The organism is Erythrobacter sp. W302b, assembly GCF_046452395.1.
Taxonomy (GTDB): Bacteria; Pseudomonadota; Alphaproteobacteria; order Sphingomonadales; family Sphingomonadaceae; genus Erythrobacter.
On the sequence record NZ_JBKFDH010000001.1, the window covers coordinates 179,962 to 203,957 of the forward strand.

At 66.2% G+C, this 23,996-nt stretch carries 23 protein-coding genes and 2 pseudogenes; 12 read left to right on the plus strand and 13 right to left on the minus strand.

Translation table 11 applies throughout. From position 1 onward, the window contains the following. The first annotated feature begins 24 nt into the window (after nt 1-24). Nucleotides 25-789, plus strand: a complete 765-nt coding sequence (locus tag ACLBKT_RS00920; RefSeq protein ID WP_410181112.1) for a class II aldolase/adducin family protein — start codon at nt 25-27, stop codon at nt 787-789. Nucleotides 790-809: 20 nt separating this feature from the next. After that, entirely contained in the window at nt 810-1,358 is a 549-nt protein-coding gene (locus ACLBKT_RS00925; protein ID WP_410181113.1) for a (2Fe-2S)-binding protein, read from the plus strand. Nucleotides 1,359-1,362: 4 nt separating this feature from the next. On the opposite strand, the gene ACLBKT_RS00930 is transcribed toward ACLBKT_RS00925, so the two are convergent. Then, nucleotides 1,363-3,531, minus strand: coding sequence for a TonB-dependent receptor (locus ACLBKT_RS00930; RefSeq protein WP_410181114.1), 2,169 nt, complete (start codon nt 3,529-3,531; stop codon nt 1,363-1,365). A gap of 153 nt (nt 3,532-3,684) precedes the next feature. On the opposite strand from ACLBKT_RS00930, the gene arsC reads away from it, so the two are divergent. Further along, nucleotides 3,685-4,029, plus strand: coding sequence for an arsenate reductase (glutaredoxin) (gene arsC / locus ACLBKT_RS00935; RefSeq protein ID WP_410181115.1), 345 nt, complete (start codon nt 3,685-3,687; stop codon nt 4,027-4,029). A 75-nt stretch (nt 4,030-4,104) separates the two neighbouring features. Here the strand turns inward: arsC and ACLBKT_RS00940 are convergent, their stop codons facing one another. Both ACLBKT_RS00940 and ACLBKT_RS00945 read right to left on the minus strand, forming a co-directional pair. Continuing rightward, nucleotides 4,105-5,454 carry an MFS transporter gene (locus tag ACLBKT_RS00940; protein WP_410181116.1) on the minus strand — a complete coding sequence of 450 codons (1,350 nt, stop codon included), beginning with the start codon at nt 5,452-5,454 and terminating at the stop codon, nt 4,105-4,107. An 18-nt stretch (nt 5,455-5,472) separates the two neighbouring features. Continuing rightward, nucleotides 5,473-6,327, minus strand: coding sequence for a glycerophosphoryl diester phosphodiesterase membrane domain-containing protein (locus ACLBKT_RS00945; protein ID WP_410181117.1), 855 nt, complete (start codon nt 6,325-6,327; stop codon nt 5,473-5,475). 90 nt (nt 6,328-6,417) lie between these two features. On the opposite strand from ACLBKT_RS00945, the gene lipB reads away from it, so the two are divergent. Then, nucleotides 6,418-7,107 carry a lipoyl(octanoyl) transferase LipB gene (gene lipB, locus ACLBKT_RS00950; RefSeq protein WP_410181118.1) on the plus strand — a complete coding sequence of 230 codons (690 nt, stop codon included), beginning with the start codon at nt 6,418-6,420 and terminating at the stop codon, nt 7,105-7,107. Continuing rightward, nucleotides 7,104-7,412: a hypothetical protein gene (locus ACLBKT_RS00955; RefSeq protein ID WP_410181119.1), complete on the plus strand. Its 309-nt coding sequence runs from the start codon at nt 7,104-7,106 to the stop codon at nt 7,410-7,412. Before lipB ends, ACLBKT_RS00955 begins: the two co-directional genes overlap by 4 nt. Before the next feature lie 144 nt (nt 7,413-7,556). Here ACLBKT_RS00955 and ACLBKT_RS00960 read toward each other — a convergent pair whose 3' ends face one another. Further along, nucleotides 7,557-8,669: an alkene reductase gene (locus ACLBKT_RS00960; protein WP_410181120.1), complete on the minus strand. Its 1,113-nt coding sequence runs from the start codon at nt 8,667-8,669 to the stop codon at nt 7,557-7,559. A 70-nt stretch (nt 8,670-8,739) separates the two neighbouring features. Between ACLBKT_RS00960 and ACLBKT_RS00965 the strand changes: the two genes are divergently transcribed. Beyond that, nucleotides 8,740-9,639 (plus strand): DMT family transporter, encoded by a 900-nt coding sequence (locus ACLBKT_RS00965; RefSeq protein ID WP_410181121.1) that lies wholly within the window; start codon nt 8,740-8,742, stop codon nt 9,637-9,639. 34 nt (nt 9,640-9,673) lie between these two features. Here ACLBKT_RS00965 and ACLBKT_RS00970 read toward each other — a convergent pair whose 3' ends face one another. The 4 genes from ACLBKT_RS00970 to ACLBKT_RS00985 form a co-directional block, all read right to left on the minus strand. Beyond that, the gene (locus ACLBKT_RS00970) at nt 9,674-9,967 is read right to left on the minus strand and encodes a GIY-YIG nuclease family protein (RefSeq protein ID WP_410181122.1); all 294 of its coding nucleotides are present in this window, start codon (nt 9,965-9,967) and stop codon (nt 9,674-9,676) included. 62 nt (nt 9,968-10,029) lie between these two features. Continuing rightward, on the minus strand, nt 10,030-11,031 hold the full coding sequence (gene nadA / locus ACLBKT_RS00975; protein ID WP_410181123.1) for a quinolinate synthase NadA: 1,002 nt from the start codon (nt 11,029-11,031) through the stop codon (nt 10,030-10,032). Nucleotides 11,032-11,110: 79 nt separating this feature from the next. Then, nucleotides 11,111-11,881, minus strand: a complete 771-nt coding sequence (locus ACLBKT_RS00980; RefSeq protein WP_410181124.1) for a hypothetical protein — start codon at nt 11,879-11,881, stop codon at nt 11,111-11,113. A gap of 65 nt (nt 11,882-11,946) precedes the next feature. Continuing rightward, nucleotides 11,947-12,825 (minus strand): MBL fold metallo-hydrolase, encoded by an 879-nt coding sequence (locus ACLBKT_RS00985; RefSeq protein ID WP_410181125.1) that lies wholly within the window; start codon nt 12,823-12,825, stop codon nt 11,947-11,949. 186 nt (nt 12,826-13,011) lie between these two features. Between ACLBKT_RS00985 and glpK the strand changes: the two genes are divergently transcribed. Continuing rightward, nucleotides 13,012-14,484 (plus strand): glycerol kinase GlpK, encoded by a 1,473-nt coding sequence (gene glpK, locus ACLBKT_RS00990; RefSeq protein ID WP_410181126.1) that lies wholly within the window; start codon nt 13,012-13,014, stop codon nt 14,482-14,484. Nucleotides 14,485-14,627: 143 nt separating this feature from the next. Here glpK and ACLBKT_RS00995 read toward each other — a convergent pair whose 3' ends face one another. Next, on the minus strand, nt 14,628-15,089 hold the full coding sequence (locus tag ACLBKT_RS00995; protein WP_410181127.1) for a DUF1465 family protein: 462 nt from the start codon (nt 15,087-15,089) through the stop codon (nt 14,628-14,630). A gap of 173 nt (nt 15,090-15,262) precedes the next feature. After that, nucleotides 15,263-15,472 carry a DUF465 domain-containing protein gene (locus ACLBKT_RS01000; RefSeq protein ID WP_410181128.1) on the minus strand — a complete coding sequence of 70 codons (210 nt, stop codon included), beginning with the start codon at nt 15,470-15,472 and terminating at the stop codon, nt 15,263-15,265. A 294-nt stretch (nt 15,473-15,766) separates the two neighbouring features. Between ACLBKT_RS01000 and ACLBKT_RS01005 the strand changes: the two genes are divergently transcribed. The 3 genes and pseudogenes from ACLBKT_RS01005 to ACLBKT_RS01015 all read left to right on the plus strand — a co-directional run. Next, nucleotides 15,767-15,934, plus strand: coding sequence for a YdcH family protein (locus tag ACLBKT_RS01005; protein ID WP_410181129.1), 168 nt, complete (start codon nt 15,767-15,769; stop codon nt 15,932-15,934). Nucleotides 15,935-16,029: 95 nt separating this feature from the next. Then, on the plus strand, nt 16,030-18,300 hold the full coding sequence (gene ptsP, locus ACLBKT_RS01010; RefSeq protein ID WP_410181130.1) for a phosphoenolpyruvate--protein phosphotransferase: 2,271 nt from the start codon (nt 16,030-16,032) through the stop codon (nt 18,298-18,300). Between the two features lie 150 nt (nt 18,301-18,450). After that, nucleotides 18,451-19,161 (plus strand): annotated as a pseudogene (locus ACLBKT_RS01015) (helix-turn-helix domain-containing protein); the annotation flags it as partial. A gap of 92 nt (nt 19,162-19,253) precedes the next feature. Here the strand turns inward: ACLBKT_RS01015 and ACLBKT_RS01020 are convergent. Next, nucleotides 19,254-19,397: pseudogene (locus ACLBKT_RS01020) on the minus strand (hypothetical protein); the annotation flags it as partial. 166 nt (nt 19,398-19,563) lie between these two features. Between ACLBKT_RS01020 and ACLBKT_RS01025 the strand changes: the two are divergent. After that, nucleotides 19,564-20,571, plus strand: coding sequence for a tetratricopeptide repeat protein (locus ACLBKT_RS01025; protein WP_410181131.1), 1,008 nt, complete (start codon nt 19,564-19,566; stop codon nt 20,569-20,571). Further along, a complete protein-coding gene (gene tilS / locus ACLBKT_RS01030) occupies nt 20,562-21,566 on the plus strand; it encodes a tRNA lysidine(34) synthetase TilS (protein WP_410181132.1) in 1,005 nt (334 codons plus the stop codon). Before ACLBKT_RS01025 ends, tilS begins: the two co-directional genes overlap by 10 nt. Nucleotides 21,567-21,675: 109 nt before the next feature. Here tilS and ACLBKT_RS01035 read toward each other — a convergent pair whose 3' ends face one another. Continuing rightward, on the minus strand, nt 21,676-22,503 hold the full coding sequence (locus tag ACLBKT_RS01035; RefSeq protein ID WP_410181133.1) for a L,D-transpeptidase family protein: 828 nt from the start codon (nt 22,501-22,503) through the stop codon (nt 21,676-21,678). Nucleotides 22,504-22,589: 86 nt separating this feature from the next. Continuing rightward, entirely contained in the window at nt 22,590-23,963 is a 1,374-nt protein-coding gene (gene rimO, locus ACLBKT_RS01040) for a 30S ribosomal protein S12 methylthiotransferase RimO (protein WP_410181134.1), read from the minus strand. Nucleotides 23,964-23,996 lie beyond the last annotated feature (33 nt).

Below are 23,996 nucleotides of genomic sequence, written 5' to 3' on the forward strand. Positions count from 1 at the left end.
AAGGACAGACGGAGAGGATCAGCCATGGCTACCCAGCTCAAACCGACAATCGAATGCAGCAAGGAAGAGTGGCAGGCGCGGCTCGATCTGGCGGCCTGCTATCGGATCTTCGACCACCTCGGTTGGTCGGAATCAATCTACAACCACATCTCCCTGAAGGTGCCGGGGGAGAAAGATACCTTCCTGATCAACCCCTTCGGGCTGCTGTATAGCGAAGTGACGGCGAGCAACCTCGTCAAGATCGATGTTGAGGGCAATAATGTCGGCGGCTCGCCCTATATGGTGAACAAGGCGGGCTTCACCCAGCACGGCTATTTCCACAAGCATCTGGGCGGCCGCGCCGATGCGATCTGCCACGTCCACACCACCGCGACGATGGCTGTGGCGAGCCACAAGGACGGCTTGCTGCCGACCAATTTCTACGCCTGCAATTTCCAGGGCCAGATCGGATATCACGACTTCGAGGGCGTCACCGTCCGCCCGGAAGAAGGTGAGCGGCTGGTCAAGAACCTCGGCAATCACACGATCCTGATGCTGCGCAACCACGGCCCGGTGGTGATGGACCGCACCATCCAGGGGATGTTCGTCAAGATGTGGGCGCTCCAGCGCGCCTGCGAGATTCAGGTGGCGACGCTCGGCATGGGCAACCCCGTGCTCGTCCCGCAAGAGGTGATCGACGTTCACCAGCGCGACCTGTCGGTGATGGCGGGGCAGGGCGGTGCCGGGCTGTTCGATTTCGAGGCATGGAAGCGCCGGGTCGACAAGATCGACGATAGCTGGCGGCAGTAAGCCCGCTCTAGGCCCATCGCATGTCCCGCATGACCGTCAACGAGCGGCCGGTCGAGTTCGACCTCGATCCCCGCATGCCGTTGCTCTACGCGCTGCGGGAGGCGATGAACCTCACTGGCACCAAGGCCTGTGGTGGCGGGGCGGCGTGTTCGGGCGCGTGCATGGTGCTGGTCGACGGGGTTGCGCTGCGGTCCTGCGCGATCACGCTGGCCGAGGCTGAGGGGCGTTTGATCACGACCATCGAGGGGTTGTCGCGCGATCGTGCGCATCCCGTGCAGCAGGCGTTGGTGGCGCAGCAGGCGATCCAGTGCGGCTATTGCACCCCCGGCATCGCCATCGCGATTGCCGCGCTGCTCCAGCGCAACCCGGCGCCGACCCGTGAGGATATCGACGCCGCGGTTCCCAATATCTGCCGCTGCGGGGTCTACCCGCGGCTGATCAAGGCCGTGGAGCAGGCGGGCCGCGTGGCCCAGCGGCAGGAGCGCATCAGCGCCGCGCCTGCCCCCGGCATCAGCCCCGAGGACGCCGCCAAGGCCGTCCCGGCGCTGCGGGTGACTACCCCGGAATAGAGTCCTAGAAGCGTGCCGACACCGTCAGCCGCGCGTTGATCGGCGGGGCGACAGTCAGTTCGTCAGCCGAGTGGGCCGTCGGGAAATAGAGCGTGTCCAGCAGGTTCTCGACATTCACCTGCACCCGCAGGTTCGGGTTCACATCGTAGAACGCCGCCATATCGACCCGCGCATAGGCCGGCAGGGTGGCGGTGTTGCCATTATCGGCAAAGGTCTCGTCCTGCGCTGTCAGGCCCAACCCGAAACCGAGCTGATCGGTCGCCTGCACATTGTTCCAGATCGAGAACATATGCTCCGGCAATTCGCGCACCCGGCGCCCGGTGGGGCCCGTGCGGCTCTGCTGTTCGCCATCGAGATAGGAATAGCCTGCGGTGAGGAACCAGCCCGGGATCACCTGCCCCTGGAACTGCGCCTCGAACCCGCGAATCCGGGAATCGATCACGTCCAGCGTATCGGGATTGTTGTCCGCCACCTGCGGTGAGGATTGCTCGATCTGGAACACCGCCGCCGTCAGCGCGAGGTCCGGGCGGATGTCCCACTTCACGCCCGCTTCAAGGTTCGAGAAGGTATCGGGATCGAGCGCATCATTGGGCGGATTGATGTCGGCGAACTGATCGCCCGAGCGCGGCAGGAAGGTTTCCGAATAGCTGCCGTAGAGCGAAAGGTTGTCCTGCGGCTTGAGGATCACCCCGACCCGGGGCGTCACTTCCTCGTCCTTGCGGGTGCGCACCGCGCCGGTGCGGTTGTCGAGCACGGTGATTTCAAAGCTGTCAAACCGCGCGCCGAGCACCACCCGCAGCCAATCGGCCACCTTCACCTCGTCCTGGATATAGGCCGAGAAGACGGTCAGATCCGCCTCGGTATCATCGTTGAGCGCGGTGAACCCGACCCGCGTCGTGCGGCCGTTGGCCAGCGTGCCGACCCCGCCGCGCAGCGGGAAGGGCCGCACCGCCGAGAAGAACTCGACATCGGCGCGGCGGCCATCGGCGACCGCTGTGTCGAACACCGCGTTGAAGCGGTCATTGTTGTTGCTGGTGTCGATATATTCGCCGCCGACGATCAGCGTGTGGCCGATTCCGCCCGTGGCAAACTCGCCGATCAGGTTGCCCGACAGCACGAGGTTCTGGCGCTGGTTGGTGTCGATATAGCCGTCCATCGCGACGATGTTGGTCGCGGGCGTGTAGCCGACGGGGAAATAGTTGGCGTAGACCTTGGAATAGTCACCCCACGAAGCGGTGAAGTTGCCCTTGAGGTTGTCCGAAAAGCTGTGCTGCACCGTACCGCGCAGCACATGCGCCTTGAAAGTCGCATAATTGTTGTCGGGATCGCCAAAGGTGATGCGCTTCAGCGCCCGCACGGGATCGCCATTGTCGTCCGTCGGAATGCCGCGATCGATGAAGCGTTCGTGATCAAGATATTCGTAGCTGAGGTCGATCGTGGTCGCACTGCCGAGTTCGGCGCGGAAGGTCGGATTGATGCTGATCTGCTCGCCATCGAACAGGTCGCGGTGATTGTCGAGATACTCATAGGCGGCGTTGATCCGCAGCGCCGAGGTGTCGCTGGTCGCCAGATTGAGATCGGCCCAGATGTCATGAGCGCCGAAGGTATCGACCGAGGCGCGCACGCCGCCGAAGGTCTCCCCCACCACGCCCTTCTTGGTCACGCGGTTGAGAATGCCCCCGGTTCCGCCCCGGCCGAACAGCAGGGCATTGGGGCCGCGCAGGATCTCGACCTGTTCGAGATTGTAGAGGCCGCGGTAGTATTCGACATCGTCGCGCACTCCGTCGACAAAGAAGTCGGCGGTGGAGCGGACACCGCGGAACACCACGGAATCGCGGTGGCCTTCGCCCTGCGAGTTGGTGACGCCGGGGGTGTAGTTGACGATATCGCCGATGCTGTCGAAGCCCTGCCGCACGATCTGGTCGGCGGTGGTGATCGAAAGCGATTGCGGCACGTCGATGATCGGCGTGGGGGTGCGCAGGGCGTTGATCTGGTCGGCATAGAGCACGGTGCCGGTGACGATGATATTGGGGCCGCGCTCTCCGGTGTCGTCGGCCTCCGCGCTGTCCGCCGCAGCGGTGGCGCTGAGGTCCGGGGCCGTGTCGGCGAGCGCCGGGAAGGCAATGCTGGCGCAGCCGAGGAACAGGGCACAGCGCGCGGCGCGGAGAATCATGGGGTACCTTTCAGACAATGTGGAAGGCCAGCTATTGCAACTTACTCGCATCTGCAAGCGCTCGCAGCTTGCGAGAGTGATTCTCAACACGCTGTGGCATTCGTGTCGCGGCTCGCTTAGGAACAGGGCGGTTCAATCGCAGGAATGGCGGCAATGAAGGCGACAATCTGGCACAATCCGGCTTGCGGCACGTCGAGGAAGACCTTGGCGATCCTCGAAAACCTCAGCCAGGTTGAGGTGACGGTGGTGGAGTATCTCAAGACCCCGCCTTCGGCCGAGAAGCTCGCGCAGCTCTATCGCGACGCGGGGATCACGCCTCAGCAAGGGCTGCGTCTGCGCGGCACGGATGCAGCCGAGCGCGGCCTGATCGAGGCTGACGACGCGACGGTGCTGTCGGCGATGGTGGCCGACCCCAAACTGATCGAACGCCCGCTGGTCGAGACCGACAAGGGCGTGCGCCTCTGCCGCCCGCAGGATGTGGTTTTGGAGATTCTTTGATCTCCGTTCGTGTCGAACGAGGTCGGGACACTTCTAACCGGCCTCTCGACTGCGCTCGAGGCGAACGGAAAGCAGCTAGCTTCGCTCTCTCGTAAGCTCTCTATCGGCCTGAAGCGCGAACCATCCGTGCGCCAGCACGATGGCGCACAGGGCGACGATCAGCCCGAAACCGAGCCAGTCGGAGTGGCCGTAGAGCCATACGCCCAGCGCAGGTGCATAGATGTAGCTCGCCCCCGCCAGTGATGCGACGATACCGCTGGCCTGTCCCTGCTCGGCGCGGGTGACCGCGAGAGAGGTGCCCGCCGTGGTGCCGGGGCGGAACAGTCCGAAGCCCAACGAGGCGATGGCATAGCCCAACGCGATCAGATGCAGATCGCCCGCAATCGCCAGAATGACCGTGCCCAGCGCCGCCGTCGTGATCCCCCACAAGGTCGCCGCGCGCGGGCCGAGATCGAAGCGCGGGATCAGGCCCCATTGCGCCAGCAGCGTGGCAATAGCTCCGCTCATCAGCACCAGCCCGACCGGCCCGGCGCCATCGGTGGGCGTCTCGCGCAGGCCCAGCCGATCGAGCACCAGAAAGCCCGAAATTCCCAGCACCATCGCCTGCGCGTGGCCGCCGAAGAACCCCGCGAACACCCAGGGCCGCAGCCGCGGGTCGCGCCAGCTGAGGCGCGGCGGCTCGGAGGAGGCGGCGTCTTCCAGCTCGGGCGTCTCCTGCGGGTCGACGGGTGCGCCCGTTCCGCTCGAATAGGCGACGGCCTGTCCGCGCGCGGCATATTGGGGCTCGTCATTGGGCAGGCGCAGCCGCAGCAGCACGAGCGCGACGGCCCCAATCGCTGCAAAGGCAAGGAACGGGCCGGTCAGCCCGAGCCCGAGAAACGGCACCACCATCAGCGGCGCCAGCGCCGGTCCGATCACCGTGCCAAGGCCAAAGCTTGATGCGATCAGGGACAGCGCCTGCGTGCGTTCCGCGCGCGGGGTGCGTGAGGCGACATAGGCCTGCACCGCCGGCGGCGCGGCGCTGCCGAACCCGCCATACAGGCTCCGCGCGGCTGCAAAGGCGATCAGTGTCCAGACCGCGGACAAAACGCCCGAAAGCCCCGCCCACAAGGCCGCGCCGCACAGCACGAAGGAAACGATAAAGCCGGTCAGCCCCAGCGCCATCATCGCCTTGCGCCCACGCTGGTCCGACCGCCGCGCCCAGAAGGGTGCGCACACCACCCAGAGCAGCGCCGACCAGCTATAGGCCAAGCTGATCCACACATCATCGACCCGCAACGCCGTGCCAATCGACGGCATTACCGATTGCATGGCGGTGTTGCCGGCCGCTGTCACCAGCATGACCATGAACAGCAACACCATGCGCGATGGCGGGATTGCGCTGGTTGGGGCGGTGGAGGTCAGCTTGGGGTCAGGGTCGGCCATCGGCTTGGCAAAGCGGCGCTATTCGAAAACGTCGGCGGCGCGCTGGGGCAGATCGTCGCTCAGCTGCCGGTAGATCGCCACCGTCACCACCACGAACAGCGCGGTCAGCAGCGCATTGACCAGCGCGTTGACCGCCGCCCCGCCAATGGTCGCCACGCCGCCGCCCACCGCTGCGAGGATCAGAGTGACGATCCCGGAAACCAGAGCCGAAATGATCCCGATCACCACCACCAGCAGCGCAATGAAGACCGCTATGCGCACGCTGTTCCCCTTGGTCAGTTGCCACGACCGCACCAGCGCGGTGAAGGGATTGCGCTGGCCTTCGATGGCGATCACGGGGGCTGCCAGCGAGACCTTCACCATGAGATAGATGATCGCCACCAGCGCGGCCAGGATCGCCAGCAGCGCCACCGCCTCGCCGCCCAGCGCCGACACCAGGCCAAGCGGCAGGCCGATGGCCAGCGACGCGCCGATCACCGTGATCAATTGCGCCGCGATATAGCTTGGCAGGCCCTTGATCCCGGTCGCCAGCGCTTCGCCCACGGTGGGATTGCCGCGGTCGGTCAGCAGGGCAAACAGGCTCATCGAACCGATGAACTGCATGGCGAAGACAGCGAGCAGGATCGGCCAGTTATCGGCGTAGAGCGCCGCCATCTGATCGACCGCGGCATGCATCACCACAGCCGGGTCCTCGCCGCCCGATCCTGCCGGCGGAGCGGGCGTGATCGCGGTGACCGGCACGAACAGCGCACTGGCCATCGAGGGCAGGAAGAAAAACAGCCCCGCAATCGCGCCGATCGTGTCACGGTTCAGGCCAATCAGCGCTGTCGCCTGTGTCCAGGCCTTCCCCATATCGAGCTTGCCATGTGCCATCTGCGCTGTTCCGATCCCCAGAAGTTCCGAAGCCCGCGCAAAGCGCAATCGCCTCTTGATCTCGCCGCTCAATGCCCCCACCGATGCGCCATGGCAAGCACTGCTCCTGTCCCCGGCGTTGCATATCCGATTGAATGGCGCCGTGAGAGCGCGCCTGTGGCCTACGCGGCTGCGCTGGCGGCGATGGAAGCGCGCAATGCAGCTGTCTTCGCGGGTGAGGCGGCGGAGCTGGTGTGGCTGCTCGAACATCCCCCGGTCTACACCGCCGGCACCAGCGCAGATCCGGCAGAGCTGGTCGATCCGCGCTTCGAAGTGGTCGAAGCCGGACGCGGCGGGCGCTACACCTACCATGGGCCGGGTCAACGGGTGGGCTATCTCGTGCTCGATCTCGCCAAGCGCGGCAAGGATGTGCGCTGCTTCGTCCATGCGATTGAAGGCTGGGTGATCGCTACGCTCGCCCGCTTTGGCGTGGAAAGCTGGCGGGCCGAAGGCCGCGTCGGCATCTGGACCAGGGACATTGACGGGCGCGAAGCCAAGATCGGCGCGATCGGCGTCCGGGTGCGGCGCTGGGTGACGATGCACGGCTTTTCGGTCAATCTCGACCCGGATCTGTCGCACTTCGGCGGGATTGTGCCTTGCGGGATCGCCGAATATGGCGTGACCAGTCTCGCGAAGCTGGGTTTGCAGGTTTCGGCGCCGGAATGGGACGCAGCGCTGATCGCTGCGAGCGATGATTTCCTTGACGCATTGGACGCCGCGGCGAAAAGAGCGTGCCGATGACCCGCGCCGCGATCCTTGTCCTTGCTCTCCTCGCTTCGGCCTGCACCGAGGATGCAGCCACGTCTGGTGAGCAGCGGGGAGAGGCATCGGGCGAGGTGCTCGCAGGCTCGATCAGCGATGCGATGATCCCGTTGGAGCAGCTCGAATCGCAGGCCCCGCTCGCGCCGCGGCAGGCCATCCCGACCGGTGATATCGACGCCGAGCAGCCCGAAGTGACTCCGGTACCGGGGATCGACGGTGCTCAACCAAGCGAAGGGGCCGAAGCCGCCCCTGCCGCGGCCGCGCCGGATCAGCCGCAACGCTAATCCTCCCCCTCCCCTTGCGGGAGGGGGTCGGGGGGAGGGGCTTCCACGCCAGCGTCAACGTGGCGGGGCCTGCGGCCTCGCACCCCTCCCCCGGCCCCTCCCGCAAGGGGAGGGGGGAAGAAGGGGTGTTCCGCCAGTGTTGTTTTACTCCGCCGCTTCGGCCTGTTCTTCTTCCAGAGTGGGGTAGTCGGTGTAGCCTTGGGGAATCGGGAAGTACCAGCTCTTGGGCACATCCTTGTTCGGGTTCCAGTGCGCGCCCACTGCGATCCGCTTTTCGAGATCGGGGTTGGAGATATAGGGCCGGCCAAAGCTCACCGCATCGCACTTGCCGCTTGTCACATCGGCGACGGCTTCCTCGGCGGTGTAATCCGAGTTGAGGATCAGCTTGCCGGTGTAGATCTGACGGATCAGCGGGCTCTGCTTGGGCACATCGGTCTGGCCGAAGGTCCCGTTCGGGCCCGGCTCGCGCAGTTCGACGAAGGCGAGGCCGAGTTCCTCGCACACCTTCGCCGCCGCGCCGAAGGTTGCGGGCGGGTTGCTGTCATCGGCCCCTTGCGAATCGCCATTGGGCGAGAGCCGGATACCGACGCGGTCCGCACCCCATACGTCGATCAGCGCTTCCAGCACTTCGCGCATGAAGCGGGTGCGGTTTTCGGGGCTGCCGCCATATTCGTCGGTGCGCAGGTTGGTGTTGTCGCGCAGGAACTGGTCGACGAGATAGCCATTCGCACCGTGAAGCTGGACCCCGTCAAAGCCCGCTTTCTTGGCGTTCTCGGCCGCGCGGCGATAATCGCTGATCGTGCGCTTGATGTCCTCATGCGTCATTTCGCGCGCCTGCGCATAGGGTTGCTTGCCGGTCGGCGTGTGCGCCTCGCCCGGCGCGGTGGTGGCGCTGGCCGAGAAGGGCGGCTGGCCATCGAGGAACACGGGGTGGACGATGCGGCCCATGTGCCACAGCTGCATGACGATGAGGCCGCCTTCCTCGTGGACCGCCGCAGTGGTGGCCTTCCACGCTTCGGTCTGCTCGTCGCTCCAGATGCCGGGCGCGCTCGGCCAACCCAGGCCTTCGCGGCTGATCCCGGTCGCTTCGGTGAGGATCATGCCCGCCCCCGCGCGCTGGCGGTAATAGGTCGCCATCAATTCGTTGGGCGTGAACATCGGATCGGCCGCGCGACCGCGGGTGAGCGGGGCCATGTGGATGCGGTTCTTGGCATGGAGCGCCCCCATCTGGAGCGGCTGGAACAGTGCGTCGTGCATATGTGGGTAATCCTTGTGAGCCGGTTGCGGTTGGCTATCCAATTGGGGGTCGCAGGGCTAGGGCGCAAGCATGGAAAATGAGCAGCGCCCCCAAGTAGAACTTGTCGGTGAACCGCCGCGACCGGCGGCGTGGTTGCTGCTGCTCGCGCTGTTTGGCGGGAACGTGGCGCTGGCGATCGGGCCGTGGTTCGTGCGTCTGGCCGATACCGGGCCCGTGGCCGCCGGGTTCTGGCGGCTGTTTCTGGCGTTGCCGTTTCTGGTGCTGCTGGCGCGGGCAAACGGCCAGCGGCTGACGGGGATGCCTGCGACCACGCTCGCGCTGGTGGCGCTGGGGGCGGTGACTTTCGCGCTTGATCTCGCCAGCTGGCACATCGGGATCGGCATGACCCGGCTGGGCAATGCAACGCTGTTCGGCAATGCCGGCTCGATCGTGCTGCTGTTCTGGGGCTTCCTCGTCGCGCGCACGCTGCCGGGTCGGCTGGAGTGGCTGGCGATCATCTTCGCGCTGGCGGGCGCGGCGATCCTGATGGGGCGCAGTCTCGAGATTTCGAACGAAACCCTGATCGGCGACCTGTTCAGCGTCGCCGCCGGGCTGCTTTACGCGGTGTACCTGCTGACCTTGCAGGGAGCGCGCGGGCAGTTCGGATCGTGGAGCCTGCTGGTGTGGGTGAGCCTGTTCGGCGCGCCGGTGCTGCTGGTGATCGCGCTGGCGCTGGGCGAGCCGGTATGGCCGCAGGCATGGGGACCGATTGTGGGCCTCTTCGTGCTCAGCCAGCTGGTGGGGCAGGGGCTGATGGTGTTCGCGCTCAAGTATTTCCCGCCACTGGTGGTGGGCCTGGCGCTGCTGACCCAGCCGGCGGTGGCCTCGATCTACGGCTGGCTGGCATTCGGCGAAGTGCTGTCGGGGCTGGATATTGTCGGGATGATGCTGGTGGGCGCGGCGCTGGCGGTGGCGCGGGCGAGGGCGTAATTCGTCACCCCAGCGAAAGCTGGGGCCTAGGGCCTCAAGCGGTGATCGTGAGGAAGAGATCGTCCCAAGACGGGTTCAGCTTCTCGATCGCCTCGATCTTCCACATCCGCCTCCATGCCTTGATCGCCTTCTCGCGGGCTATGGCTTCTTCAATGGTGGGGTAGTGCTCGATGTAGACCAGGCGGGTGCACTTGTACGTGGACGTGAAGGCGCCGCCCTTACCCTCGCGATGCTGCATCGCGCGGGCAGCGAGGTCGCTGGTGACGCCGGTGTAGAGCACGCCATAGCGCCTGTTGGTCACGATATAGACGTAGCCACCGCGTTCCATATCAGAGGCTTAGCAAATAGTTGCTCTAGGCCCCAGCTTTCGCTGGGGTGACGGGAGAGGCTTCAATCCCTACTGAACCGCACCTTCCCCAAGTCTCCCATCCCCACGGTCCCGCTCGCCATCTCGAGCATCCGGTCGAGGCTGCGCTTCGCCTTCAGGCGGATGCCTTCCTCGATCTCGATCTGGGGCGAGAGGTCGCGCAGCGCCACGTAGAGCTTCTCCATCGTGTTCAGCGCCATGTAGGGGCAGATGTTGCACGAGCAGTTCCCGTCCGCGCCGGGGGCACCGATGAAGGTCTTTTCGGGCAGGGCCTTCTGCATCTGGTGGATGATGTGCGGCTCGGTGGCGACGATCAGGGTGTCGCCGGGGAAGGTCTTGGCGAAGCTGAGGATGCCGCTGGTCGAGCCGACATAATCCGCGTGGTCGATGATCGTCGGCGGGCATTCCGGGTGCGCTGCGATGGGCGCGCCGGGGTATTGCTCTTTCAGCTTGAGCAATTCGGTCTCGGAGAAGGCCTCGTGCACGATGCACACGCCGGGCCACAGCAGCATCTCGCGGTTGAACTTGCGCGCCAGATAGCCGCCAAGGTGGCGGTCGGGACCGAAGATGATCTTCTGCTCGGGCGGGATCTGGGCGAGGATGGTCTCGGCACTGGAAGAAGTGACGATGATGTCGCTGAGCGCTTTCACCTCGGTCGAGCAGTTGATGTAGGTCAGCGCGATGTGATCCGAGTGCGCCTCGCGGAAGGCGCGGAACTTCTCGGGCGGGCAGCTGTCTTCAAGGCTGCACCCGGCGTCCATGTCGGGCAGGATCACGGTCTTCTGGGGCGAGAGGATTTTCGCCGTGTCGGCCATGAACTTGACCCCGCAGAAGGCGATCACGTCCGCGTCAGTCGCCGCCGCCTTGCGCGACAGCTCCAGAGAATCGCCCACGAAGTCGGCGATGTCCTGAATATCCGGCGTCTGGTAATAATGCGCGAGGATCACCGCGTTCTTCTCCTTGCGGAGGCGGTCGATCTCGGCCAGCAGATCGGTGCCGGTGGGGTTGCGGGTCAAGAGGCTCATCGGTCAGTCCCCGTTATCTCAGGAACCGCCGATATAGGGGCTCGCCCCCGATTTTCGAGCGAAAAGCTTGGGCCCCGCCCTACATCGCGAAGCCCGGTGGCAGGAACGGGCCCATCGGCCGTTCGGCTCCCGGTGTGCCGGCAATCACCGCTTCGGTAATCGCATAGCCGATGGGCGAATAGGCCAGCGCCATCGAGGCGAGGAAACCGCCGACATTGATGCCCATGCCCCACCAATAGGCGGGATGCACCCGGCCATTGGTCCGCCAATCGACCAGCATGGCGACCGCGCCGAACACAAAGCTCGCCCCGACCGCGATCGGCCAGGCATAGGGGATCAGCAGCGGCATCGGCAGCAGGCGTCCGAGCCCGGGCCCGGTCAGCGCGCTCATCGCCACCAGCATCAGGCGGCGGTGCCAGCCGGTGTGACGCCGCACCCGCAGCGCCCACCATGCGAGCCCGCCGAACACCAGCAGCCCGGCCAGATTGCTGATGAAAAACTCGTTCTGCGCAAAGAAGAACGGCCCGCCCGTCCCGCGGATCGAAACGACGATGATCATCACCCCAGCCGCGACCATCGCCGGGATCAAGATGTAGGCGAGCTTGCCCAGCTGGCGATGCAAGGCGCGATTGCCGCTTGCGATGGTCACGGCCTGCGCAAGATACAGCCCGAGCCAGCCCATGAAGATCATGCCATGGACATGGAACGCGGCCGGCAGCGCAAAGCTTGATCGCCCCATCGCCAGATTGAGCGAGAAGCCCGCCACGATCACCAGCGCCATGACGAACGCCATGACGGTATAAAAGCGCGGCCCTTCGGTCGACGCGCCGCCTTGTGCTAAAGTGGCCATCCCGCCCCCCACTGTCGCGCCCCGACGCAGAGGAACACCAAAATGGGCGAGGGTGCAAGCGCGCTTTACACGACCCGCCAGACCGCGCCGTCACGCGCAGCCATCCCGCGCTTCTCCAGATCGAGCAGATGCGCGGTCACGCTCATTTCAGCCGCCCCGATCAGGCGCGGGTCCAACCCCTTGTACATCTCGGGGATGAAGCCGCTGACCGGGCGCGCTTCCTCGCCCAGCAGACGCAGGATCTGCGCCTCGCGCTGGCGGCGGTGGCCGATCATGCCGCGCACCAGCTGTTTGGGCTTCTCGATCGCCGCGCCATGGGCCGAGTGGTAGCGCGTATCATCGCGCGCCATCAGCTTTTCGAGGCTCGCCATGTAATCGCCCATGTCGCCATCGGGCGGGATGACGACGCTGGTTGACCAGCCCATGACATGATCGCCGGTGAACAGCGCGCCGCTCTCTTCCAGTGCGAAGCACAGGTGGTTCGAGGTGTGGCCCGGGGTGGCCACGGCGGTGAGCGTCCAGCCGGTGCCGCGCATCCCCTCGCCATCGAGCAATACGCGGTCGGGGGCGTAGGTGGGATCGAAGGCCTCGTCCGAACGCGGGCCGTCCACCGCCAGCACCAGCGGCGCGCAGCCGACGATCGGCGCACCGGTCCGCTCCGCCAGCGGCGCGGCGGCGGGCGAGTGGTCGCGGTGGGTGTGGGTGCACATGATCGCGAGGATTTTTCGTGTTCCCACGGCGGCGAGGATCGCGGCGATGTGATCGGGCTCGTCCGGCCCCGGATCAATCACCGCGCAGTCGGGCCCCTGCGGGTCGCCGACAACATAGGTCTGGGTGCCGGTGAAGGTGTAGGGCGAGGGATTGGGGGCGAGCACGCGCAGCACCAGCGGCTCGACGGCTTCGGCGAGGCCCGTGGGCCAGGGCTTTTCGGGGATCGTGACCATGCGCCCCATTTGGGCCTGCGCTGGCTTATCGGCAACCCCCGCCCCGGACTTGATCCGGGGCCCCGCTGCCTTTCCGGATGGGGCAAGCTTGAAGATAGCGGGGTCCCGGGTCAGGCCCGGGACGGGGAAGAGGTTCTCGACTTCCCGCGCGCGCTCCGGCTAGGAAGCGGCAAACGGGAGAGCTTCATGTCCGACTACATCCTCGTGCTCGATGAAGGCACGACCTCCACCCGCGCGATGCTGTTTGCCTCCGACGGGGTGCTGGTTGCCTCGGCGCAGGCACCGCTGGAGCAGCATTACCCGCAATCGGGCTGGGTCGAGCATGATCCGCGCGAGATCTGGGACAAGACACTGGCCTGCGCGCTGGAGGTGATCCCCAAGGCGGGCGGAGCGGCGAGCATTGCTGCCATCGGCATCACCAACCAGCGCGAAACCGTGGTGGCGTGGGAACGCAGCACGGGCGAGCCGCTCACCAATGCGATTGTCTGGCAGGATCGCCGCACCGAGCCGTTTTGCGCTGAACTGCGGGCGGCGGGCCACGAAGCGGGCGTGCAGGAACGCACTGGCTTGCTGCTGGATCCCTATTTCTCCGGCACCAAGATGCGCTGGATGCTCGACAATGTGCCGGAAGTGCGCGCAGCGGCGCAGGCCGGCACGCTGGCCTTCGGCACAGTCGAAAGCTGGCTCGTTTACAAGCTCACCGGCGGGGCAGCGCATATCACTGATGCCTCGAACGCCAGCCGCACCCTGCTGATGGGGTTGGAGGACGCGCAGTTCGATGAAGGGCTGTGCGACCTGTTCGGCGTGCCGCTCGCCGCCTTGCCGGGCGTGGTCGACATGGCCGGGCCGCTGGCCATGACCGATCGCAGCTTGCTGGGCCGGGCGATCCCGATCACGGGCCTCGCGGGCGATCAGCAGGCGGCGACCATCGGGCAGGCGTGCCTTGCGCCGGGCCAGACCAAGGCGACCTATGGCACGGGCGCTTTCGTGCTGACCTGTCAGGGGCGCACCATTCCGCGCTCGACCAACCGCCTGCTCGGCACAGTGCTCACCCAGCTTGAAGGCCAGCGCACCTATGCCATTGAGGGTTCGGTGTTCGTCGCAGGCAGTCTGGTGCAATGGCTTAGGGACTCGCTCGGCATTGTGCAGGTGGCGGAGGAGACCGAGGCGCTGGCCCGCTCGATCCCGGATAGCGGCGGGGTGGTGATCGTGCCCGCGCTGTCGGGCCTTGGCGCGCCACATTGGCAGGCTGACGCGCGCGGGGTGATCGCAGGGCTCAGTTTCTCCAGCGGCAAGGCCGAACTGGCGCGCGCCGCGCTGGAGGCGATGGCGCATCAGACGCATGATCTGTGCGCGGCCTTCACCAAGGATGGCGCACCGTGGCACACGCTCAGGATCGATGGCGGCATGGCGGCGAATGACTGGATGGCGCAGGATCTGGCCGACATGCTTGGCATCACGGTCGAGCGGCCCGGCTTTGTCGAGACGACTGCCTTGGGGGCGGCGATGCTGGCGGCGTGCGGGGTGGGGATGTACGCCGATCTGAGCGCAGCCGCGCAGGCCATGCGCGGGCGGCTGGTGACGTTCGAGCCGCAGATGGAGTCCGAAGTGCGCGACGCGCGGCTGGGACGGTGGAAGAAGGCGCTGGCGGCGGCGTGATCGATTACGTCCCTCCCCATCCTGGAAGGATGGGAGGTGGGCGAGGCCTTCAGGCCTTGGTCGGAGGGGTAAGGGCGGCGTGAGGGGTTACCCCTCCGTCACCGCTACGCGGTGCATTCCTGTGGAACAGGGAGGGAGACTATCTAGCCAAACCGCCCCAGTTCGCGCCCGATCCGGTCCTGAAAGGCCCGCGCGGGCGAGGCCATTTCGAAATGCTGGCGCCACGCTTCGTCGAGCCGCGCGATGCGCTGGTGCAGTTTTTCGGTGTCAGCGATAAGCTCGCGGGTTTCCGGTTCGAGCAGCGCCAGCTGCGCCTCGTCCGAGCCGCGATCCGGCGGCAGCGCCCCGTGCAGACGCACCTGATTTTCGCTGAGTTCGCCCTGAAACAGCGCGCGCTGGTTCAAGAGCCACGCGAGCACATGCATCATCCGGGTGGTGGTCTTCAGCCCCTCGGTCGAGAGCGCCAGACGCACAAAGGCGTCCTCGCCTGCCAGCGGCTCGCGCGTGCCAGCGGCAAACACCGCGCGCACATCATCCGCCAGAACGAGCGCCTCGGTGTAGAGCGCCTCGACAATCGGGCGCGAAAGATTGGTAGTGCGGGCCATAGTGCGCCGCAAGCTACGTCGCCGCGCGGCTCCCCGCCATATCGCTATGGTTACTTTCCCGGCAATTTTTGCCGCCGTCCCGGCAGGGCACAGAATTGCCGCCGCGTTAACCATGAACGTGGCGGCAAAGTCCCTTTCCATTCGTTGCGAAGGGGGAGGGACCTGCGGTCACATCACGCAATGATATCCGGCAGCAGCGTGTCTTCGATGATGGCGATCTGGTCCCTCAGCCGCAGCTTGCGCTTCTTGAGGCGGGCGATCTGGAGCATGTCGGCCGATGCGCTGGCCCGTGCTGCCTCGGTCAAGGCGGCAATCGCGGCGTCGAGGTCGCGATGCTCGGTCTTGAGCAACTCAAGATTTTTCCTGAGCTCCTGCTCGGTCATAGTCGCCCCTGATCCTTCCACTTTGCCGCCGACATGCTGGCCTGCGTCCAATGCACGGCGTGCGCTACGCGTTCCTGCGGCGATTTGGTAGATGGCAGGTGCAGATTTCACCCCGCTTTGGGGTGATCCGCCCGCGCGGTTCATCGCGTGTAAGCGCAGTTGCGCCGATTTACGATTTGTGAGGGCTTTGCAAGCGAGGCTGCCTGTGGTTTCAATGAAACCTGCGGCTCGGCCGCTTCGATTGCCGAGTCGCCTTTCCGGGGGCAGCCCCCCGCTTGGATAGGAGAACGCATAATGGCATCGACCGCAGTGTTGTCACACCTCCACGCCCTTCAGAGCAAACATGCCGGCCTTGAAGCCCGGTTGCGCGAAGAAATGGCCCGGCCCGTGCCCGACACCGCGATGATCCAGGCCCTCAAGAAGCAGAAACTGCGATTGAAGGAAGAGATCGCCGCCTGCTGAGCGGCGCGAATTATCCACCTGACGCCCCTGACGGGCGGCGTGCTGCGATCAGGCCTTTTGCAATTGTGGTGCGGAATGAATAGACCCGCATGGTGATGACCGCCGCAGCCGCCGCTCGCCAGATTCTGACCCGCCTGACCGAGGTGATGGCTTCGCGTATGCACGCGCAAGCCAAGCTTGATCAGGTCGTGGAGATCATCGGCGAATGCCTGTCGAGCGAGGTCTGCTCGATCTACCTGTTGCGCGAAGGCATGCTCGAGCTGTTCGCGACCCGCGGCCTGAACCAGAGCGCGGTCCACGTCACCCGCATGGCGATTGGCGAAGGGCTGACCGGCGCGATTGCGCAAAAGGTCGAAACGCTGAACCTCGCCGAGGCCAAGGCCCATCCTGACTTCCAGTACCGCCCCGAAACGGGCGAGGAAAAATTCCACTCCTTCGCCGGTGTGCCGATCGTCTACCGTGCCCGCGCGGTGGGCGTGCTGTGCGTCCAGCATGTCGAGCCGCGCCGCTATGAAGAGGTCGAGATCGAAGCGCTCCAGACCACCGCTATGGTGCTGAGCGAGCTGATCGCCAACGCCGAACTGGTCGACGAAGAAGAAGCGCGCGGGTTGACGCAGGAACAGACCGGGCCGCAGACCCTGACCGGCCTCACGCTGGTGAAAGGTCTGGGCGCAGGCCATGCGGTCTATCACCAGCCACGCGTCGAAATCACGCAGGTCATGGCCGAAGACACGGAGGCCGAGCGCCAACGGGTGTACCGCGCCTTCGACAAGATGCGCGAGCAGATCGACACGCTCGCCAGCCAGGCCGAATTCGGCGCAGGCGGCGAGCATGAGGAGGTGCTCGAAACCTACAAGATGTTCGCCTATGACGAAGGGTGGTCGCGGCGGATCAACGAGGCGATTGATAGCGGGCTGACCGCCGAGGCCGCGATCGAGCGCGTCCAGCAGCACACCCGGATGCGGATGCGCGAGATCGATGATCCGCTGCTCGCTGACCGGATGCACGATCTGGAGGATCTGGCGAACCGGCTGGTGCGGATTGTCGCGGGACAGGTCGGCACCGCCGCCTCGCAAGGCCTGAGGCGCGACACGATCCTGATCGCCCGCAATCTCGGCCCGGCCGAACTGCTCGAATATGACAAGCGGCGGCTGAAAGGCGTGATCCTTGAGGAAGGCTCGCTCACCGCGCATGTGGTGATTGTGGCGCGGGCGATGAATGTGCCGGTGATCGGGCGGGCCAAGGGCGTGCGCACCACGATCCGCGAAGGCGACGAGATCCTGCTCGATGCCACCGCCGGCAATGCCATTATTCGTCCCTTGCCGCAGGTCGCCGATGCGTTTCAGGCGCGGTTCGCCAAGAGCCGCGAAAAGCAGGCGGCCTATGCCTCGCTCCGGGATGTCGAACCCTTCACCCGCTGCGGCACGCGCATTCAGGTGATGATGAACGCGGGCCTGCGCGATGACATGAGCGCGCTGGCGATGACCGGCGCGGACGGCGTGGGCCTGTTCCGCACCGAGTTCCAGTTCCTCGTCTCTGCCACCCTGCCGCAGCGTGAGCGCCAGACGCGGCTTTACCGCGATGTGCTGGACGCGGCCGGAGACAAGCCGGTGATCTTCCGCACGGTCGATATCGGCGGGGACAAGTCGGTGCCCTATCTCGCCAGCGAGATCGCCGCGCAGGACGAAAACCCGGCGATGGGCTGGCGCGCCCTGCGCCTCGCGCTGGAACGCGAAGGCCTGATGAAGATTCAGGCGCGGTCGCTGCTCGAAGCGGCGGGTGGACGGTCGCTCTATGTGATGTTCCCGATGGTCAGCGAACCGTGGGAGTTCGATGCGGCCAAGGCGGTGTTCGATGAACAGCTCGCCTACCTGCGCGCCCAGAAGAAGCTGCTGCCCGAGCGGATCCTGTTTGGCGCGATGCTCGAAGTGCCCGCGCTGGCCGAGGTGCTCGATCTGCTGCTACCCAAGCTGAGCTTCCTGTCGATCGGAACCAACGACCTCACCCAGTTCCTGTTCGCCGCCGACCGTGCCAATCCCAAGCTCGCCGAGCGGTATGACTGGCTCAGCACCTCGATCCTCCGGTTCCTGCGGCGGGTGATGCAGAACGCGGTCGGCAGCGGGGTCGATATCGGCGTCTGCGGCGAAATGGGCGGGCGCCGGTTGGAAGCGCTGGCCCTGATGGGCATCGGCTATCGCCGTCTCTCGATCACCCCTGCCGCCGTCGGCCCGATCAAGGAACTGGTGCGCAAGGTCGATCTGGCTGAACTGACAGCGGCAATGACCGGCTGGCTGGCCGATCCGTCGGTGAACCTGCGCAAAGAATTGTCGGCCTGGGCCGATGCGCGGGACATCGAGTACGATTGACACCCGCCTTGCGGAGAAGCGTGCGCCAAGCGCGCTGGCGTGTTATGGCGATGCTTGACAGAACTGCCCTGAGCGGGTGAGTCCCGTTCAAGGACAATTCACTCTTACTCTTGCACTCAACGCCTCGAGAAGAAGGCGCGGACCCGGGTCATGGACAGCGAAAATCACACCAGCGCCAGCAATGCGCCGGAATTGCCCCTTCACGGGCCGGGTGCGACCTTGCGCGCCGCGCGAGAGGCCTTGCGGCTCGACCTGTCGCAGGTCGCTGCCGAAACCCGCATCCCGCTGCGCCATCTGGAAGCGATCGAAGACGATAATTTTGAAGGCCTGCCCAGCCGCGCCTATGCCATCGGCTTTTCGCGCACCTTCGCCAAGGCCGTCGGCCTGGACCCCGCGGTCATCACCGATGCCGTGCGGGCTGAACTCGCCGATGGCTCGATGCGACGTTCGGTCCCCTCGGGCGACATGGAGCCGGGCGATCCGGCGCGCCTGCCCTCGTCCGGGCTCGCCTGGGCTGCGGCCGCTGCGGTGCTGATCCTGGCCATCGGCGCCTTCGCGTTCTTCAACACCTATTTCGCTGCCGGGACCCAGCCGGGCTCGCTGCTGTCGCCCGAACCGGCGGCGAGCGGCGCGGCGATTGCGGCCAAGCCTGCCCCATCCCAAACCCCTGCGGCCAGCGGCCCGGTGGTGTTGACCGCGCTGGAGGATGGCGTGTGGGTGCGCCTTTATGAAGAGGGCGGGGAGCGACTGCTCGAACGCACGCTCAAGCAGGGTGAGGCGGTCACGGTTCCGGCTGCGGCGAGCGATCCTCGCATCAACACCGGACGTCCCGATGCGCTGTCGGTGACGGTCGGCGGACAGGCGGTCGCCAAGATTTCCGACCGGGCCGAGACGATCTCGGGCGTGCCAGTCTCCGCTGCCGCATTGCTGGCGCGCGTGGCGGCTCCGGCGGATCAGACCGCCGCCTTGCCGCAAGCGGTCACAGCTGCTCCGCCCCGGCGCACCGCCCCGCAACGCAGCGCGACAGCGAGCCCTTCGGCGGCGACGGCAGAAGTCGCGGCAATGCGGCAAACCGCGCCCGCTGCCGCCAGTAACCCCGCGCCAGCGGGCGAAACGGCGCCTTCTCCGCGCGGTTAACCCTTTTCCCGTTGATTAGGCCCTGTGCCGCTCTCGACTTGAGGGACTGCACAAGGCAGGGATTCGGAACACGTTCATGTGCGCCGCGTCACGATGCGCGGCCATAGACAGGGAGCCTGACGCGCCATGACCCCCCTCCTGCGAACCCCCGCTCTGCGCCTTGCCGGTGCGATGCTGATTGCCGCTGGCACCGCGACGGTGGTGACCGCGCCCGCGCCCGCCTTCGCGCAGGACAGTACGGCGGACGCTCGTATCCGCAAGATCGAGGCCGAAGTGCGTGCATTGCAGCGCAAGGTCTTCCCCGGCGGGGACGGTCGCTTCTTTGAGCCGCAGATTGGCCCTGGCGGCGATCCCGCTGCGCCAACGACGACGACGTCGTCCCCCGCTGCCCCGTCCAGCACGGCGGTGACCGATATCCTCGTGCGGCTCGACACGCTGGAGACGCAGCTGCGCGGGCTGACCGCCCGTTCCGAGGAGCAGGCCAACGCGCTCTCGCAGATGGAACTGCGGCTCGCTGCGCTGGAGACAGCGGCGAACATGCCGATCACCACCACGCCGCCGTCTGGTGCGAGCCTGCCGGCGTTTCAGCCCGCCCCGACCAGTGCGCCGGCCACCACCGTCCCCACCGTGCGCCCGCCGGTACAGACCGCTCCCGCGCCGACGCCTGCGCCCGCTGCCAGCGTCGCCGCGCCGAGCGCTTCGCGCCTTGCCGCCGTTCAGGCCATCACGAAGCCGCAGACGGCCGATGCCGGGGATGACGAATATTCTTACGGGTTCCGCCTGTGGAGCGCCGGGTTCTACCCCGAAGCGCGCCAGCAGCTCACCAAATTTGTCGAACAATATCCCAACCATCCGCGCATCAGCTTTGGCCGCAACCTGCTGGGCCGCGCGTTCCTCGACGACAATCTGCCGGATGAGGCCGCGCGCTGGTTCCTCAGGAATTATCAGGCCAACAAAGCGGGCGACCGCGCGCCCGACAGCCTGCTCTATCTCGGCAAGGCGATGATCGCGAAGAACGACACCCGCAAGGCCTGCATCGCGCTCGCCGAATTTGGTGAGACCTATCCGCTGGTCGCGACCGGGCGCTTGGCTGACGAATACCGGAACAGCCTCGCCAAGGTGAAGTGCAGCTAAGCGCCCCAGCGCTCCGGCGCTTCGCGGCCGATCTGGCGGCGCTGTGGCCCGAGGATGAGCGGAACGGCCCTCTGGGTCTCGCGGTCTCGGGCGGGCCGGATAGTCTGGCGCTGCTGCTGCTCGCGCATGAAGCCCTGCCGGGCGCCATCGCGGTGTGCAGCATCGACCACGGCTTGCGGCCCGAGGCTGCGGGAGAAATCGCGCTGGTCGAACGGATCGCGGCGGAACGCGGCATTCCCTTCACGCAGCTTGCCGTTACGCTTGCCCCCGGCAACCTTCAGGCGCAGGCCCGTGCGGTGCGCTATGCAGCTTTGGCGAAATGGGCGGAGGCCAAGGGGCTGGGCGCCGTTGCCACGGCCCATCATGCCGATGATCAAGCGGAAACCCTGCTGATGCGCCTCAACCGGGGCAGCGGGCTGGCAGGGCTGGCAGGGGTGCGCGGCCGGTCAACCATCGCGGACAGCGAGATCACGCTGCTGCGCCCGCTGCTGAGTTGGCGCAAGGCAGAGCTGGGGGCGGTGGTTGCGGCTGCCGGGATCACGCCTGCCGCCGACCCTTCCAACACCAACCCGGCGTTCGACCGGGCTCGCTTGCGGGCGCAGCTTGCCGAGGCTGACTGGCTCGATCCGGTCGCGCTGGCGACAAGTGCCGCTCATCTGGCTGAAGGGTGGCAGGCGCTGGAATGGTATGCGGAGCTTGACTGGCACGAAATGGTGATGCGCGATGACTCCGCTCCGGGCGGGGTCGGTTACACCTATTGTGCGAATGTTCCCCGCGTCATTGCCATCGAGACGATCTGCAAGATCATCCGCGCGCTGGGCGGGCACGCCTCCCGTTCAGAGGCGGCGCGGGCATGGGACCGGCTTTGGGCGGGTGAGAACGCGTCGTTGGGCGGCGTGCTGGCTGTGCCGGGAGTGGAGCGGGTGGAGAAGGTCGGCGTCCCCATGCGAGTCTGGCGCTTCCGGCCGGAGCCTGCGCGGGGCAGTGTGAATTGACGTAATCCCTGTCCCGGGCCTGACTTGGGGCCCAGCTATCTTCCTTCCGAATGCGAGAAAGCGGGCCCCGGATCAAGTCCGGGGCGGGGAAAGGGGCTTACGCCGATATTTACATCACCTTGTCGCCAATCCCGATCATCTTCCCGCGCGTGATGATGACCTTGTCCCCGCGCTTGGCGGCGGCGAACAGCTTGGCGGCGAATTCGTCCGGCACGCCGATGCAGCCATGGCTGGCATAGCCGTTCATCACCGGTGAACCGTGGATCGCGATCCCGTCCCACGTCAGACGCAGCGTATGCGGCATCGGGGCGTTGTTGTACTTCTCCGAGACATTGTCCTTCTCCTTGGTCAGGATCGGGAAACTGCCGAGCGGTGTGGGGTGCGCCTGCGTGCCAACCAGCACGACGGCGGTGCCGATTTCGTGCCCGTCACGAAAGGCGCTGATGACGCGCGCTTCGAGGTCGACGGTGATCACCAGCTTGCCGGTGCGCGGCGCGGCGCTTTCGTCCCAGAACCAGTCGCCATAGCGGATGCTGCCCTCGATCGGCAGGATCGACTTGATGACGAAGGGATCATTGCGCGTGAGCGCCGCCGGCGTGAGCGCAGGCGCAGGCGCAGGCGCGGCTGCGGGGAGCGGCTGTGCGACCTCATTGGCGATCATCCGCACCGCCGGACCACGGGGAGGCTCGGGCCTGAGGGAAGGCGCGGCCACCATCTCGGGCGCGTCGTCTGCCGCAAGAGGCGGAAGGCCAGCATAGGCTGCCGTCGCAGCGTCAGCCGAAGGCAGGTCGCTATCGGGATCAACCCGCTCGAAAGTGCCGGTCGCCTCCGCCGCAACCGCCTCGGCAGCATCGCCGGTCTGACCGGCGGTGGGTTGTGCCGCCGCGGCAAAAGGAAGCGCGACAAGGGCGAGGGTGAGAGCAAGGTTCCGCATCATGAGGCCGATTATGCCCCGTTAGCCCGATCCACGCCAGCGCTTAACCCAAGCGCGTCCCTCGTGGGGACGGCGCGGGGGGAGAGGCGTTAACGCGCAATGACCCCGAACAGGTCGTGCGCGTCGGCATCCTCGATGGTGACTTCGACGATGGCGCCCGGCGCCAGCGTTTCCGGCACGTTGCGCAGATACACCGCCCCGTCGATCTCGGGCGCATCGGCCTGCGAGCGGCCGGTCGCGCCGATATCGCCGTCCTCGTCGGGCTCGCCCACCTCGTCGATGATGACCGGGAGCGTGCGGCCGACCTTGGCGGCGAGTTTGGCCGCGGAGATGCGCTCGGTGACTTCCATGATCCGGGCATAGCGTTCTTCCTTGATCGCTTCGGGCACCTGATCGGGCAGGGCGTTGGCCGCCGCGCCTTCGACGGGTTCGAAGCGGAAGGCGCCGACGCGGTCGAGCTGGGCTTCCTCCAGCCAATCGAGCAGGTACTGGAAGTCCTCCTCGGTCTCCCCCGGAAAGCCGACCACGAAGGAGGAGCGGATCGCGATGTCGGGGCAGATGGCCCGCCACGCCTTGAGCCGTTCGAGCACCTTCGCCTCGTTCGCCGGGCGGCGCATCAGCTTCAAAACCTTGGGGCTGGCGTGCTGGAAGGGAATGTCGAGGTAAGGCGTCAGCAGCCCCTCGGCCATCAGCGGGATGACCTGATCGACATGGGGGTAGGGGTAGACATAGTGGAGCCGCACCCACGGCGTCTGGCCCTCGGGAGTGCGAAGGCCGCCGAGTTCGCGCGCCATGTCGGTCATGTGGGCGCGCACCTCGCGGCCCTTCCATGTCCGGCTCTCGTGACGGATATCGACCCCGTAGGCGCTGGTGTCCTGCGAGATGATGAGGAGTTCCTTCGTCCCCGCCGCGACCAGCTTCTCCGCCTCGCGCAGCACGGCATCGATCCGGCGGCTGGCCAGTTTGCCGCGCAGATCGGGGATGATGCAGAAGGCGCAGGAGTGATTGCAGCCCTCGGAAATCTTGAGGTAGCTGTAATGCCGGGGCGTCAGCTTGATATCGGGCTGCGGGATGAGGTCGACGAACGGCCCTTGGCTCGGCGGCGCATGGGTGTGGACCGCCTCCACGACCTGTTCGTATTGATGCGCGCCCGTCACCGCCAGCACCTGCGGATGCGCGGCGCGGATCGCGTCAGCTTCCTCGCCCATGCAGCCGGTGACGATGACGCGGCCATTCTCGGCAATAGCCTCCCCGATCGCGGCGAGGCTTTCCTCCTTGGCGGAATCGAGGAAGCCGCAGGTGTTCACCAGCACGACGTCCGCGCCCGCATAGTCCTCGGCAAAGGCATAGCCATCGGCGCGTAGGCGGGTGAGGATGCGCTCGGAATCGACCAGCGCCTTGGGGCAGCCGAGCGAGACCATGCCGATCTTCTTCTGGTCGGGGATGGAGGTCGGGGTGTTCATTGCGGCGCGCCCCCTACACTGTGTGGGGGGCCA